This window comes from Streptomyces sp. NPDC088762 (assembly GCF_044750905.1).
Lineage (GTDB): Bacteria > Actinomycetota > Actinomycetes > Streptomycetales > Streptomycetaceae > Streptomyces.
The window spans coordinates 87,301-100,412 of sequence record NZ_JBIVKT010000017.1; the positions used below are offsets into that span (position 1 = coordinate 87,301).

The 13,112-nt window shown below is 70.5% G+C and carries 12 protein-coding genes and 1 riboswitch; of the genes, 3 read left to right on the forward strand and 9 right to left on the reverse strand.

Annotation, left to right across the window (positions count from 1 at the left end; all coding sequences use genetic code 11):
• Positions 1-104: 104 nt before the first annotated feature.
• From ACIP5M_RS29685 to ACIP5M_RS29695, 3 genes are read left to right on the forward strand one after another with little or no spacing between them, the layout of a single operon-like run.
• Positions 105-335: a ferredoxin gene (locus tag ACIP5M_RS29685; RefSeq protein ID WP_401202413.1), complete on the forward strand. Its 231-nt coding sequence runs from the start codon at positions 105-107 to the stop codon at positions 333-335.
• Positions 325-1,719, forward strand: coding sequence for an NAD(P)/FAD-dependent oxidoreductase (locus ACIP5M_RS29690; RefSeq protein ID WP_401202415.1), 1,395 nt, complete (start codon positions 325-327; stop codon positions 1,717-1,719). Before ACIP5M_RS29685 ends, ACIP5M_RS29690 begins: the two co-directional genes overlap by 11 nt.
• A gap of 15 nt (positions 1,720-1,734) precedes the next feature.
• Complete coding sequence (locus ACIP5M_RS29695; RefSeq protein WP_401202416.1) at positions 1,735-2,997, forward strand: cytochrome P450; 1,263 nt, start codon at positions 1,735-1,737, stop codon at positions 2,995-2,997.
• On the opposite strand, the gene ACIP5M_RS29700 is transcribed toward ACIP5M_RS29695, so the two are convergent.
• The 9 genes from ACIP5M_RS29700 to rpsB form a co-directional block, all read right to left on the reverse strand.
• Entirely contained in the window at positions 2,994-4,013 is a 1,020-nt protein-coding gene (locus ACIP5M_RS29700) for an ABC transporter ATP-binding protein (RefSeq protein ID WP_401202418.1), read from the reverse strand. The two genes, ACIP5M_RS29695 and ACIP5M_RS29700, sit on opposite strands and share 4 nt — an antisense overlap.
• The gene (locus ACIP5M_RS29705) at positions 4,013-5,629 is read right to left on the reverse strand and encodes an ABC transporter permease (protein WP_401202519.1); all 1,617 of its coding nucleotides are present in this window, start codon (positions 5,627-5,629) and stop codon (positions 4,013-4,015) included. The genes ACIP5M_RS29700 and ACIP5M_RS29705 overlap by 1 nt, the downstream gene beginning before the upstream one ends.
• A 125-nt stretch (positions 5,630-5,754) precedes the next feature.
• Positions 5,755-6,852, reverse strand: a complete 1,098-nt coding sequence (locus ACIP5M_RS29710; protein ID WP_401202419.1) for a thiamine ABC transporter substrate binding subunit — start codon at positions 6,850-6,852, stop codon at positions 5,755-5,757.
• An 85-nt stretch (positions 6,853-6,937) separates the two neighbouring features.
• A riboswitch (TPP riboswitch) is annotated at positions 6,938-7,047 on the reverse strand.
• A 58-nt stretch (positions 7,048-7,105) separates the two neighbouring features.
• Positions 7,106-8,221 (reverse strand): 23S rRNA (adenine(2503)-C(2))-methyltransferase RlmN, encoded by a 1,116-nt coding sequence (gene rlmN / locus ACIP5M_RS29715; protein ID WP_401202420.1) that lies wholly within the window; start codon positions 8,219-8,221, stop codon positions 7,106-7,108.
• A 133-nt stretch (positions 8,222-8,354) separates the two neighbouring features.
• Positions 8,355-9,428: a phosphatidate cytidylyltransferase gene (locus ACIP5M_RS29720; RefSeq protein WP_401202421.1), complete on the reverse strand. Its 1,074-nt coding sequence runs from the start codon at positions 9,426-9,428 to the stop codon at positions 8,355-8,357.
• Positions 9,428-9,985, reverse strand: coding sequence for a ribosome recycling factor (gene frr / locus ACIP5M_RS29725; RefSeq protein ID WP_031144133.1), 558 nt, complete (start codon positions 9,983-9,985; stop codon positions 9,428-9,430). Before frr ends, ACIP5M_RS29720 begins: the two co-directional genes overlap by 1 nt.
• A gap of 85 nt (positions 9,986-10,070) precedes the next feature.
• The gene (gene pyrH, locus ACIP5M_RS29730) at positions 10,071-10,850 is read right to left on the reverse strand and encodes a UMP kinase (protein ID WP_215145246.1); all 780 of its coding nucleotides are present in this window, start codon (positions 10,848-10,850) and stop codon (positions 10,071-10,073) included.
• Between the two features lie 162 nt (positions 10,851-11,012).
• Positions 11,013-11,849 (reverse strand): translation elongation factor Ts, encoded by an 837-nt coding sequence (tsf, locus tag ACIP5M_RS29735; protein WP_401202423.1) that lies wholly within the window; start codon positions 11,847-11,849, stop codon positions 11,013-11,015.
• Positions 11,850-11,984: 135 nt separating this feature from the next.
• Complete coding sequence (gene rpsB / locus ACIP5M_RS29740; RefSeq protein ID WP_401202424.1) at positions 11,985-12,866, reverse strand: 30S ribosomal protein S2; 882 nt, start codon at positions 12,864-12,866, stop codon at positions 11,985-11,987.
• Between the last annotated feature and the right edge of the window lie 246 nt (positions 12,867-13,112).

A 13,112-nucleotide genomic window follows, 5' to 3' on the forward strand; every position in this document is an offset into this window, starting at 1 on the left:
GCCTCCGCGTGCATGCTGGAAGGGGAGAGTCAGGGGCGGGGTTCGGGGGTCTCGGGGCCGGTGGGTGCCGGGGGGTGATCAGGTCACGGAAGGGCTGACCCCTCATGAGACTTGTCGTGGACCTCAATCGCTGCCAGGGATACGCCCAGTGCGCCTTCCTCGCTCCGGACGTCTTCGCCATGCACGGCGACGAGTCACTGCTGTACGACCCGCAGACCGACGAGGAGCACCGCGAGAACGTGGTCCGCGCCGTGCACGCCTGCCCCGTCCGGGCCATCCTGCTGGACGCCGTGAACGGGTCCCTGTCGACGGCGGAGGCGCGCGGTGAGCGGTGACACAGCCCTGGAGCAGCTCAAGCGCGAAGGCCGCATCGTGGTCGTGGGCGCTTCCCTCGCCGGCCTGCGGGCCGCCGAGACCATGCGCGAGAAGGGGTTCGCCGGTTCGCTGACCATGATCGGCGACGAGCCCCACGAGCCGTACGACCGCCCCCCGCTGTCCAAGCAGGTCCTGCTGGGCAAGGCGACCGCGGACCGTACGCTCCTGCCCCGCCGCCTGGACATCGACGCGAAATGGCGGCTCGGCGTCCCCGCCACGGGTCTGGACATGGCGGCCCGGCGCGTGAAGCTCGCCGACGGCGACGAGGTGGAGTACGACCGGCTGCTGATCGCCACGGGTGTGCGGGCCCGGCCGTGGCCGAACGCGGAGGAGGCGGCCCTCGAAGGCGTCTTCACCCTGCGCACCCGGGACGACGGCGCCGCCCTGGAGCGGCGGCTCTCGGCGGGACCGCGGCGGGTGCTCGTCATCGGCGCCGGATTCACCGGCTCCGAGATCGCTTCGGCCTGCCGGGAGCGCGACCTCGCGGTCACGGTCGCCGAGCGGGGAGCCGGGCCCCTGGTGGGGGCCCTGGGCGGGGTGATCGGCGAGGTCGCGGCGGAGATGCACCGTGAGAACGGGGTGGATCTGCGGACCGGGGTCATGGTCACCGCGCTGGAGGGGGACTCCGCCGGCCAGGTGCGCGCCGCCCACCTGTCGGACGGCACGGTCCTGGAGGCGGACGTGGTGATCGTGTCGCTCGGCGCCCAGCGCAACACCGAGTGGCTGACCGGCTCGGGACTGGGCGCCGGCCCCCGGGGCATCGCCTGCGACGCGGGCTGCCGGGCCTTCAACATCTGGGGCATCGTCACCGACGACATCTATGTGGCGGGTGACGTGGCACGCTCCCCGCACGCGCTCTTCGGGTACCAGTTCCTGTCCCTGGAGCACTGGGGCAACGCCGTCGCGCAGGCCGAGACGGCGGCGCACAACATGCTCAGCGAGGGCGTGGACCGCCGCCCCCACGTGTGGGTTCCGGCCTTCTGGTCCTCCCAGTTCGGGGTGAACATCAAGTCGGTCGGGGTGCCCTCGATGGGATCCGAGATCATGATCACCCAGGGCTCGCGCGCCGAACGCAGGTTCGCCGCCGTCTACGGCTACCAGGGACGCGTCATCGGTGCCGTCACCTTCGACCAGTCCCGCTGGCTGGACTTCTACGAGCAGCAGATCGAGCAGACCGCTCCGTTCCCGCCGCCCTTCGCGACGGTGGACCGCAGGAGCGAGGGAAGCAAGCCGCTGGACGCGGACTTCCCCGACCCGTCGGTCCCCACGCACGGCCCGACCATCACCCTGAGCGGCTACTCACCGGCCGACCGGCGGATGACGTTCACCCCGGCGCACAACTGAGCACGAGGACCTCTCATGACTGAAGGCATCCTGCGGCAGATCCTCGACTACTCCAGCCGGGCCAACCCGTATCCGCTGTACGAGGAGCTCCGGAAGACCCCGGTGTTCCACGACGGGGACGGGCCGTACGTCGTCAGCACCTATCACGAGATCAAAAGCCTGCTCCACGATCCGCGGATCAGCTCCGACTCCCGCAACCTCGCGTCGCCGGCCGGGGACCCGCTGAACGAGGGAGACGGCGAGGACGCGGCGGAGGAGGCGGTCCTGCCTCCGTCCTTCCTGAAGTTGGACCCGCCCGACCACGACCGGCTGCGCCGGATGACGAACCGCCCCTTCGGGCCGCCGCACTCCCCGCATCGCGTCCACGACATGCGGGCTGAGCTGGGCGGCATCGTCACCGGTCTGATCGACGCGATCTCCGGGCAGGGCGACCCGGGACGGATCGATCTGGTCGAGGAGTTCTCGTACCCCTTCCCGGTCACGGTGATCTGCCGGCTGCTGGGCGTGCCGAGCGAGGACGAGGCCCGCTTCCACGTCTGGGCCGACACGCTCGCCGCCGGTCTGGACCCCGATCCGGACGCCGATCCGGCCGAACGCGTCAAGAAGACGCAGGGCGCCCGGATGGAACTCGGCATGTACCTGGCCGGGCTGATCGAGGAGCGGCGCAAGAACCCCACCGGGGACATGCTCTCGGAGCTGGCGGGCGGGCAGGGGCCGGACGGCGCGATGAGCACGATGGAAGTGCTCAGCACGTCGGCGCTGCTGCTGATCGCCGGGCACGAGACCACCGTCAACCTGATCACGAACGGCATGCTCACCCTCCTGCGCCATCCGGAGGTCCTGGACCGGCTGCGCGCCGATCCGTCGCTGTCCGTCCCGATCGTGGAGGAGCTGCTGCGTTACGAGCCCCCGGTGCAGCTGCTGCCGCAGCGCACCCCCCTGGCCGACATCGAGATGCCGTCGGGGGTGACCATCCCCAAGGGGGCCTCGCTCTGGCTGATCCTGGCCTCCGGCAACCGCGACCCCCGGCGGTTCAAGGACCCGGACCGCTTCGACCCGGACCGCCCGGACGTCCAGCACCTGGGACTCGGCAGCGGCATCCACAGCTGCTTCGGGGCGCCGCTGGCCCGGCTGGAGGCCGCGCTGGCGCTCGGCGAGCTGGCCCGCAGGCTGCAGAACCCCCGATTGCTGGAGGATCCGCCCCCGTACCGTCAGAACGCGGTCCTGCGGGGCCCGCGCCACCTCCCCATCGCCTGCGACGGGATCCTGCCCGCCTAGTCCGTCAGGACGACCACCTCGGCCGGGCTGAAGGTGACCGCGATCCGGTCGCCCACCGCCGGCGCCCCGGCCAGATCGCACTCCGACTCCAGCACCGGGCCCGCCTCCGGCCGCAGCAGCAAGGACACGTGCGTGCCCCGGAAGGTACGGGAGAGCACCTCGCAGGCCAGGCCGGCCTGGCAGAGCACGACGCCCGCCGGGCGGATCAGCAGCCGGTGCTCCCCGTCCGGGGAGCCGGCCGGCACCGGCACCTTGCCCCAGGCGGTCGCGGCGGCGCCGCCCGAGACGGTGGCGGGGACCACGTTCTCGAAGCCCAGGAAGCGTGCCACGAACTCCGAGGCCGGCCGCTGCCACACCTCCAGCGGGGTACCGGCCTGCGCGATCCGCCCGTCCCGCATCACCACCACCCGGTCGGCCAGGGCGAAGGCCTCCCCCTGGTCGTGCGTGACGGCCAGCACCGTCGTGCCCAGCCGGGAGAACAGCCCCTGGAGTTCGACCACCAGCCGCTCGCGCAGACCGCGGTCCAGCTGCCCGAGCGGTTCGTCCAGCATCAGCAGCCGCGGCGACGGCGCCAGCGCCCGGGCCAGCGCCACCCGCTGCTGCTCGCCGCCCGACAGGGAGGCCACCGCCCGGCCCTGGGCTCCGGGGAGCCCGACCAGCTCCAGCAGCTCCGCGACCTGGGCCTCGTACGAACTACGCGAAAGGCCCCGCATCCGGAGCCCGAAGGCGACGTTCCCGCCGACGTCCCGGTGCGGGAAGAGCTGGTGGTCCTGGAACATCAGGCCCACGCCCCGCCGGTGCACGGGCACGCCCGCCTGGTCGGCGCCGCCGAGCAACACCCGCCCGCCGGACACCTGCTGGAGTCCGGCGACGACCCGCAGCAGGGTGGACTTGCCGCTCCCGCTCGGCCCCAGCACGCACACGGTCTCGTGCTCGGCGACCGCCAGGTCCACGGAGTCCACGACCGCGCGCTCACCGAAGCGGACCGACACCCCTTCCAGCTGAAGCAGCGTCATCAGAATTCTCCGGAGGTCTTGTCGGGTCGCAGTCGCTCCAGCGCCAGCAGGGAGACCGCGCACACCAGCATGAGGATCGTGCTCAGGGCCATCGCCTGCCCGTAGTTCAGTTCACCGGCCCGCCCCAGCAGCCGCGCCACGGCCACCGGCAGCGTCGGCTGGTCCGGCCGTGCGATGAAGACGGTGGCGCCGAACTCCCCCAGCGACACCGCGAAGGCGAACCCGGCCGCGATCAGCAGCGCCCGGCGCACCAGCGGCAGGTCCACCTCCCGCCAGGCACGCAGCGGGGAAGCACCGAGCACGGCGGCGGCCTCCCGCAGCCGTACGTCCACGGCCCGCAGCACCGGCAGCATGGTCCGTACGACGAACGGCACACCCACCAGCGCCTGCGCGAGCGGCACCAGGATCCACGAGGTCCGCAGGTCGAGTGGCGGCTCGTCCAGGGTGATCAGGAAGCCGAAGCCCACCGTCACGGCGGAGACGCCGAGCGGGAGCATCAGCAGCGCGTCGAAGCCCCGTACGAAGCGGCCGCCGCGCCGGGTCAGCGCCGCGGCCGCGAGGCCGCCGATGGCCAGGGCGATCGCGGTGGCGGCGAGCGCGTACCGCAGGGAGTTCCAGATCGCCTCCAGCGGCGGCACCAGGAACGTTCCACCTCCCGCGGCCGCGTCCTGCAGGGCCCGGTAGAAGCCGAGGCCGTACCCTCCCGGGGCGTCGAAGGACCGCTCCACCAGCACACCCAGCGGCAGCACGACGAGGAGCGCCACCGTCACGAGCACGGCGGCGAGCAGCAGCCGCTGCGCGGCCCCGCGCGGCCGGTGCGCGGTCCGTCCCGGATCCACCAGCCGCAGCGCGGTCTCCCGTTTGCGTACGGTCCAGGCGTGCACGCCGAGGATCAGTCCGATCGCCGCGAACTGCACCATCGTCAGGACGGCGGCCGTCGGCAGGTCCAGGAGCTGCGCGGTCTGCCGGTAGACCTCCACCTCCAGGGTGGAGTACGAGGGACCGCCGAGGATCACCACGACGCCGAAGGAGCTGAACGTGAAGAGGAAGACCATCAGCGAGGCGGCGGCCACCGCCGGGGCCAGCGCGGGCAGCGTCACGCGCCGCCAGGCGGCGAACCTGCCCGCGCCCAGGACGCGGGCGGCCTCCTCCTGGCGCGGGTCCAGCTGCGCCCAGAGCCCGCCCACCGTCCGTACGACGACGGCGTAGTTGAAGAAGACGTGCGCGAGGAGGATCGCCCACACGGTGGTGTCGAGCCGGACGCCCCACATCTCGTCCAGCAGCCCTCCGCGGCCGACGAGCGCGAGGAAGGCGGTGCCGACCACCACGGTCGGCAGCACGAAGGGCACGGTCACCACGGCCCGCAGCAGCTGCTTGCCGGGGAACTCGAAGCGCGCGAACACGTACGCGCCGGGAAGCGCGATCAGCAGCGTGAGCGCGGTGGAGGCCACCGCCTGCCAGGTGGTGAACCACAGCACGCCGGCGATGTCGGGGCGGGCGACGACCTCGCCGATCCGGCCGAACTGCCAGCCGTCGCCGGTCTTGAGCCCGCGCCCGACGATCGCGGCGACGGGATAGGCGAAGAACAGCCCGAAGAAGGCCAGCGGCACGGCCATCAGCGCGAGCCGCACGGCGGTCGCCCGGCCGCCTTCACCGAGAACGGGACGCGAACCAGGGCCCGGGCCCGGGCCGGAGCCCGGCGCGGCGCCCCCCGGCGCCGCGCCCGGCTCCTTCGTACCGCCTACTTCACGACGATCGAGGTCCATGCCTTGACCCACTGCTCACGGTTCTTGGCGATGGTCTCCGGTGCGACGCTCTCCGGCTTCTCGACCACCACTCCGTGCTTCGTGAACAGCTCCGGCAGGGCGGCGTCCTTCGTCACGGGGTTCACGAACATCTGGAGCGGCATGTCTTCCTGGAACTTCTTGCCGATCAGGAAGTCCACGAGGGCCTTGCCGCCCTCCTCGTTCTTCGCGCCCTTCAGCAGACCGGCGAACTCGATCTGGCGGAAGCAGGTGCCGGTGGCGACGCCCGTGGGGGCCTCGGCCGGCTGGGGGTCGGCGTAGAGCACCTCGACCGGCGGGCTGGAGGCGTAGGAGACGACCAGCGGGCGGTCGCCCTTGGCCTTCTTGCCGCCCGCGGAGCCGGAGAAGCGCTCGTTGTAGGCCTGCTCCCAGCCGTCGACGACCTCGACGCCGTTGGCCTTGAGCTTGCTCCAGTAGTCCTTCCAGCCCTCTTCGCCGTACTTGCCGACGGAGGCGAGCAGGAAGCCGAGGCCGGGCGAGGAGGTCGCGGCGTTCTCGGTGACCAGCAGGTTCTTGTACTCCGGCTTGACCAGGTCGTCCAGCGTCTGCGGCGGGGCGATCTTCTTGTCGGCGAAGTACGCCTTGTCGTAGTTGACGCAGATGTCACCGGAGTCGATCGGGGTGACCCGGTGCTCCTTGTCGAGCACGTACTCGGGCTTCACGCCGGCCAGGCCCTTGGCCTCGTACGGCGTGAAGATGCCGTTGTCGAGGGCGCGCGAGAGGAGGGTGTTGTCGACGCCGAAGAAGACGTCCCCGCGGGGGGAGCCCTTGGTGAGGATCTCCTGGTTCAGGGCGGCGCCCGCGTCCCCGGACTTCAGGACCTTGACGGTGTAGCCGCTCTGCTGCTCGAACTCCTTGAGGACCGCCTCGGTCACGTTGAAGGAGTCGTGGGAGACGAGCGTGACGGTCTTGGACTTCGGGGCGTCGGACGCGCCCGAGGGCTTGTCCTTGGCGTCGCCGCCGCAGGCGCTGAGCGTGGTGACGCCGAGCGCGGCCGCGAGCGCGACGACCGTGATCTTCCTGGTGGTGCTCACTGGTGAATTCCTCCTGGGATGTCCAGGAGAAGACGCGGCCCTGCCCGGCGCTCTGTGGGAGCGGACGCCGGGCAGGGCGCAACAGCTTGAGTGATGACCGAACTTCCTACCCCGAATGACCGGGGCGAGGTTCAGAGGGTCTGCGGATGACGGTTACCGCACTCTCAGCGCTGTGGCGCTCCCCTGTCGGAATATGAAATTGGTTCGGCCACAGGGTACCCCGTGGCCGAATGTGGACGGTCAGGCCCGGAACCTACCGTTCCGATGCGGCCAGCTGCCCGCACGCGCCGTCGATCTCCTGGCCGCGCGTGTCCCGTACGGTCACGGGCACGCCGTGCCGGGCGATGGCCTCCACGAAGGCCCTCTCGTCCTCGGGGCGCGAGGCGGTCCACTTGGAGCCCGGCGTCGGGTTCAGCGGGATCAGGTTGACGTGGACACGCTTGCCCTTGAGCAGGCGGCCCAGGAGGTCCCCGCGCCAGGCCTGGTCGTTGATGTCGCGGATCAGGGCGTACTCGATGGAGATACGGCGGCCGGACTTCTCCGCGTACTCCCAGGCCGCGTCGAGCACCTCGCGGACGTTCCAGCGGGTGTTCACGGGGACGAGGGTGTCGCGCAGCTCGTCGTCGGGGGCGTGCAGCGAGACCGCGAGGCGGCACTTGAAGCCCTCGTCGGCGAAGCGCAGCATGGCCGGGACCAGGCCGACGGTGGAGACGGTGATGCCGCGCTGCGACAGGCCCAGGCCGTCGGGCTCGGGGTCCGTGAGGCGGCGGATGGCGCCGACCACGCGGTTGTAGTTGGCCAGGGGCTCGCCCATGCCCATGAAGACGATGTTCGACAGGCGGGCCGGGCCGCCGGGGACCTCGCCGTCGCGCAGGGCGCGCATGCCGTCGACGATCTGGTGCACGATCTCGGCGGTGGACAGGTTGCGGTCGAGGCCCGCCTGGCCGGTGGCGCAGAACGGGCAGTTCATGCCGCAGCCTGCCTGCGAGGAGATGCACATGGTGACCCGGTCGGGGTAGCGCATCAGCACGGACTCGACGAGCGTGCCGTCGTGCAGCTTCCACAGGGTCTTGCGGGTGGTGTCGTCGTCGCACGAGATGTGCCGGACGACGTTCATCAGCTCCGGCAGCAGCTCCTGCTGGAGCTTCTCCCGGGAGCCCGCCGGGATGTCGGTCCACTCGGCCGGGTCGTGCGCGTACCGCGCGAAGTAGTGCTGCGAGAGCTGCTTGGCCCGGAACGGCTTCTCGCCGATCGCGGCGACCGCCTCACGGCGCTCGGCCGGGGTCATGTCGGCGAGGTGCCGGGGCGGCTTCTTCGCTCCGCGGGGCGCGACGAAGGTGAGCTCACCCGGAACGGGACGGGGGGCCATGCGGTACTCCTCAGTGCGACGAGGTGGGGGACACCCCGCGCGTGCAGGGCCGGGTCCGCGGCGTGGCCGCAAGACGGAAAGGGCGCGTCACGCAATCGCGACGCGCCCTCCAGGATAACCCGGCCCAAACGGGTCAGCCGGTGCCGACGAAGGCCGCCAGCAGCAGCCAGACCACCGGGGCGGTCGGCAGCAGCGAGTCGAGCCGGTCCATGATGCCCCCGTGTCCGGGGAGCAGGGTGCCCATGTCCTTGATGCCCAGGTCACGCTTGATCATCGACTCACCCAGGTCGCCCAGGGTGGCGCTGACCGCGACCGCCAGCCCCAGCAGCAGGCCCTGCCACCACGAGCCGTCGTCGATCAGGAACTCCATGCACAGCGCGCCGGCACCCATCGCGAAGGCGACCGCTCCGAACAGCCCCTCGCGGGTCTTCCCGGGGCTGATGCGGGGCGCGAGCTTGGTCTTGCCGAACCGCCAGCCGACCGCGTACGCCCCGGTGTCGCTGACCACGGTCAGGACGAGGAAGGTGACCACGCGCTGGGGCCCGTCCCCGGCGGTGAGCAGCATCGCGACGAAGGTGGCCAGGAAGGGCACGTAGAACGCCGCGAAGACACCGGCCGTGACGTCCTTGAGGTAGTCCTCGGGCGGTTCGGTCATCCGCCAGACCAGGACCGCCAGGGCGGTCAGGGCCATGGCGACCCAGGCGCCCTCGGCGCCCCGGACGTAGCCGGCGATGACCATGGCCGCGCCGCCGACCGCGAGCGGGACGAGCGGGGCCTTGATGCCCTTCTTCTCCTGGAGCCGGGACGTGAGCTCCCACAGGCCCACGACGACCGCGACGACGATGACGCCGACGAAGACCGCCTTGACGAAGAACAGCGAAGCGAAGATCACCGCGCCGAGGCCGACGCCGACCCCTATGGCGGCCCGCAGGTCACGCCCGGCGCGCTTCTTCGGCGGGGGCGAGGCGTCCTGCGGAACCTGCGAAGGCGAGGGCGGGGGGCTGGGCATGGGCTCCTGCGGCGGCGTCTCGGCGCGGAAGAGGGGACCGCCGTCCGCGGCGGCCCCCCGATCGCGTGCTTCCCGGTCGTCGAAGTCACGGCCGGCGGCATCGGGCACGATGGGCATGGGCCGAGTGTGCGGGCCCACCTGCGCATCGTATGCGGGACCCGCCGGAACCGGCTCCGGCTGCCAGGAAGAGTCGTTCATCAGACTTCGAGGAGCTCGGCTTCCTTGTGCTTGAGCAGCTCGTCCACCTGCGCGACGTACTTCGCGGTGGTGTCGTCGAGCTCCTTCTCGGCGCGGCGCACCTCGTCCTCGCCGGCTTCCTTGTCCTTGACGAGCTTGTCGAGGGCGTCCTTGGCCTTGCGGCGGACGGCGCGGATCGAGACCTTGGAGTCCTCGGCCTTGGTGCGCGCGACCTTGATGTACTCCTTGCGGCGGTCCTGCGTCAGCTCGGGGAAGGTCACCCGGATGATGCTGCCGTCGTTGCTGGGGTTGACGCCCAGGTCGGAGTCGCGGATGGCCTGCTCGATGTTGCGCAGGGCGCTCTTGTCGAACGGGGTCACGATCGCCATGCGCGGCTCGGGAACCGAGAAGGAGGCGAGCTGGTTGATGGGCGTGATGGCGCCGTAGTAGTCCGCCACGATCTTGTTGAACATCGCCGGGTGCGCACGGCCGGTGCGAATCGCGGCGAAGTCTTCCTTGGCGACGACGACGGCCTTTTCCATCTTCTCCTCGGCCTCGAGGAGGATCTCTTCGGTCACCACGTGCTCCTGCATGTCTTGAATGGATGGTTCAGGCGGGCGGGACGTGCGGGGCCGGGCAGGGCTCGGCCCGGCAGCGGACTGCTCAGGCCCGGGTTCCCTGGTCGCTGACGAGCGTGCCGATCTTCTCACCCTTGACGGCGCGGGCGATATTGCCCTCGGCGAGCAGCTCGAAGACGAGGATCGGCAGCTTGTTGTCGCGGCACAGCGTGATGGCGGTGGCGTCGGCGACCTTGAGGTCCCGCGAGAGCACCTCGCCGTACTCCAGCGCGTCGAACTTCACCGCGTCCGGGTTCTTCTTGGGGTCGGAGTCGTAGACCCCGTCGACGCCGTTCTTGCCCATGAGCAGGGCCTCGGCGTCGATCTCCAGGGCGCGCTGGGCGGCCGTGGTGTCGGTGGAGAAGTAGGGCATGCCCATGCCGGCGCCGAAGATGACGACGCGGCCCTTCTCCAGGTGGCGCACGGCGCGCAGCGGGATGTACGGCTCCGCGACCTGGCCCATCGTGATGGCGGTCTGGACGCGGGAGTCGATGCCCTCCTTCTCCAGGAAGTCCTGGAGGGCGAGGCAGTTCATGACCGTGCCGAGCATGCCCATGTAGTCGGAGCGAGCCCGGTCCATGCCGCGCTGCTGGAGTTCGGCGCCGCGGAAGAAGTTTCCGCCGCCGATCACGACGGCGATCTCCGCGCCGTCACGGACCACCGCGGCGATCTCGCGCGCGATGGCGTGGACGACGTCGGGGTCGACGCCCAGTCCTCTGCCACCCGAGAAGGCCTCGCCCGACAGCTTCAGCATGAAGCGGCGGCCCTTCTTGTCCTGGTCGCTCTTGTCGTCGGATGCGGTGTGGGTGTCCACGCCCTGATTCATGGAGATCTCCTCGTGCACATACGAAGAAGGCCATTGCCGGTGGGTCCTTGCGGTTCCCTCTACGGCAATGGCCTCCTCGTCAGATCTGCGGTCGCCTCGCGCGGGCGCGGACGACTGCCTCAGACCCTACCGGGGTCCGGTGTCCGTCGCGTACGGACGGACTCAGATGCCGACCTTGATGCGCGAGAAGCGCTTCAGGGTGACACCGGCCTCGTCCAGAACCTTCTGGACGGACTTCTTGTTGTCCAGCGCGTACGGCTGGCCGAGGAGGGTGGCCTCCTTGAAGAAGCCGTTGACGCGACCCTCGACGATCTTCGCGATGGCAGCCTCGGGCTTGCCCTCCGCGCGGGTGACCTCTTCGGCGATGCGACGCTCGGACTCGACCTTCTCGGCCGGAACGTCCTCGGCGGACAGCCACTGCGGGGCGAACGCGGCGATGTGCTGCGCGACGCCGCGGGCGACCTCGGCGTTCTCCTTGTCGAGCTCGACCAGGACACCGATCTGGAACGGCAGGTCGGGCATCGTGCGGTGCATGTACGAGGTCACGTAACCGCCGGTGAACTGCGCGAAGCGGTCCAGGACGATCTTCTCGCCGAGGTTGGCGTTGGCCTCGTCGACGAAAGCGGTGACGGTCTTGCCGGGCTCGATCTCGGACGCGAGCAGCGCCTCGATGTCGGCCGGGGAGGTGGCGGCGACGTGCGCGGCCAGCTGGTTGGCGACGGCCAGGAACTTCTCGCCCTTGGCGACGAAGTCGGTCTCGCACTTCAGCTCGACGAGCACACCGGAGGTGTTGTCGTCGGCGATGAGGGAGACGACCGCGCCGTTCTCGGCAGAACGGCCCTCGCGCTTGGCGACGCCCTTCTGACCCTTGATGCGGAGGGCTTCCTGGGCCTTCTCGACGTCACCGTCGGCGTCCACGAGCGCGTTCTTGCAGTCCAGCATGCCGGCGCCGGTGAGCTCGCGGAGCTTCTTGACGTCAGCGGCGGTGTAGTTCGCCATGAGTCTGTGATTCTCTCTCGAAGTCGTAGATCTACGGGTGAACGGCGGAGGCGCCGCGCTTTTGGCGCGGCTCCCCCGCCGTCATCGTCCGCGCTGTGAGTGCCCGGCGCGTGAACGCCGGGCCCCCTCAGTGGGTCAGGCCTGCTCGGCGTCGGCGGCCGGGGCCTCGGCGGCCGGGGCCTCGACGGTCTCGGCGGCGGCCTCGGCCGGAGCGGCCTCAGCGGCGTCGTCGGCCTTCTTGTCGCCCTCGAGCAGGTCGCGCTCCCACTCGGCGAGCGGCTCGGCAGCGGCCTTCTCGCCCGGCTTCGAGTCGCCGGTCGCGGCGCCGGAACGGGCGATGAGGCCCTCGGCGACGGCGTCGGCGATCACGCGGGTGAGCAGGGTGACGGAGCGGATCGCGTCGTCGTTGCCCGGGATCTTGTAGTCGACCTCGTCGGGGTCACAGTTGGTGTCGAGGATCGCGACGACCGGGATGTGGAGCTTGCGCGCCTCACCGACGGCGATGTGCTCCTTCTTGGTGTCGACGATCCAGACGGCGCTGGGGACCTTCGACATCTCGCGGATACCACCGAGGGTCTTCTCCAGCTTGGCCTTCTCGCGGGAGAGGACCAGGAGCTCCTTCTTGGTGAGACCCGAGGCGGCGACGTCCTCGAAGTCGATCGCCTCAAGCTCCTTCAGACGCTGGAGGCGCTTGTAGACGGTGGAGAAGTTGGTGAGCATGCCACCCAGCCAGCGCTGGTTGACGTACGGCATGCCGACGCGCGTCGCCTGCTCGGCGATGGCCTCCTGCGCCTGCTTCTTGGTACCGACGAACATGATGGAACCGCCGTGGGCGACGGTCTCCTTCACGAACTCGTAGGCGCGGTCGATGTACGACAGCGACTGGAGCAGGTCGATGATGTAGATGCCGTTGCGCTCGGTGAAGATGAAGCGCTTCATCTTCGGGTTCCAGCGACGGGTCTGGTGACCGAAGTGGACGCCGCTTTCCAGCAGCTCCCGCATCGTGACGACGGCCATGGCCATCTCCTTGGTTTCTCGGTTTGGTTCCTGACGCCCCGCCGCGTCCTGCCCCCATGAGGGACCGAGAGACGCTGTCACCTGGCCCTTTCGGGCTGGTGCCGGGGCGTGCGAAGTCGACCCGGTGACCCGGATCGCCACAAGAAGTGTACGGGACCCGGCGGTATGCCGGGTGACGCCGTTGTCCACACCGGCCGGTCCGTCCACAGGCCCGCTCGCCGTCCGCGTCCGCGGAGGACGCTGTGG

Coding starts and splice junctions, on each gene's coding strand:
- ACIP5M_RS29685 (WP_401202413.1), top strand. CDS start 105: ATGAGACTTGTCGTGGACCTCAATCGCTGCCAGGGATACGCCCAGTGC.
- ACIP5M_RS29695 (WP_401202416.1), top strand. CDS start 1,735: ATGACTGAAGGCATCCTGCGGCAGATCCTCGACTACTCCAGCCGGGCC.
- ACIP5M_RS29700 (WP_401202418.1), bottom strand. CDS start 4,013: ATGACGCTGCTTCAGCTGGAAGGGGTGTCGGTCCGCTTCGGTGAGCGC.
- ACIP5M_RS29705 (WP_401202519.1), bottom strand. CDS start 5,629: ATGGCCGTGCCGCTGGCCTTCTTCGGGCTGTTCTTCGCCTATCCCGTC.
- rlmN (WP_401202420.1), bottom strand. CDS start 8,221: ATGGCCCCCCGTCCCGTTCCGGGTGAGCTCACCTTCGTCGCGCCCCGC.
- ACIP5M_RS29720 (WP_401202421.1), bottom strand. CDS start 9,428: ATGAACGACTCTTCCTGGCAGCCGGAGCCGGTTCCGGCGGGTCCCGCA.
- pyrH (WP_215145246.1), bottom strand. CDS start 10,850: ATGAATCAGGGCGTGGACACCCACACCGCATCCGACGACAAGAGCGAC.
- tsf (WP_401202423.1), bottom strand. CDS start 11,849: ATGGCGAACTACACCGCCGCTGACGTCAAGAAGCTCCGCGAGCTCACC.
- rpsB (WP_401202424.1), bottom strand. CDS start 12,866: ATGGCCGTCGTCACGATGCGGGAGCTGCTGGAAAGCGGCGTCCACTTC.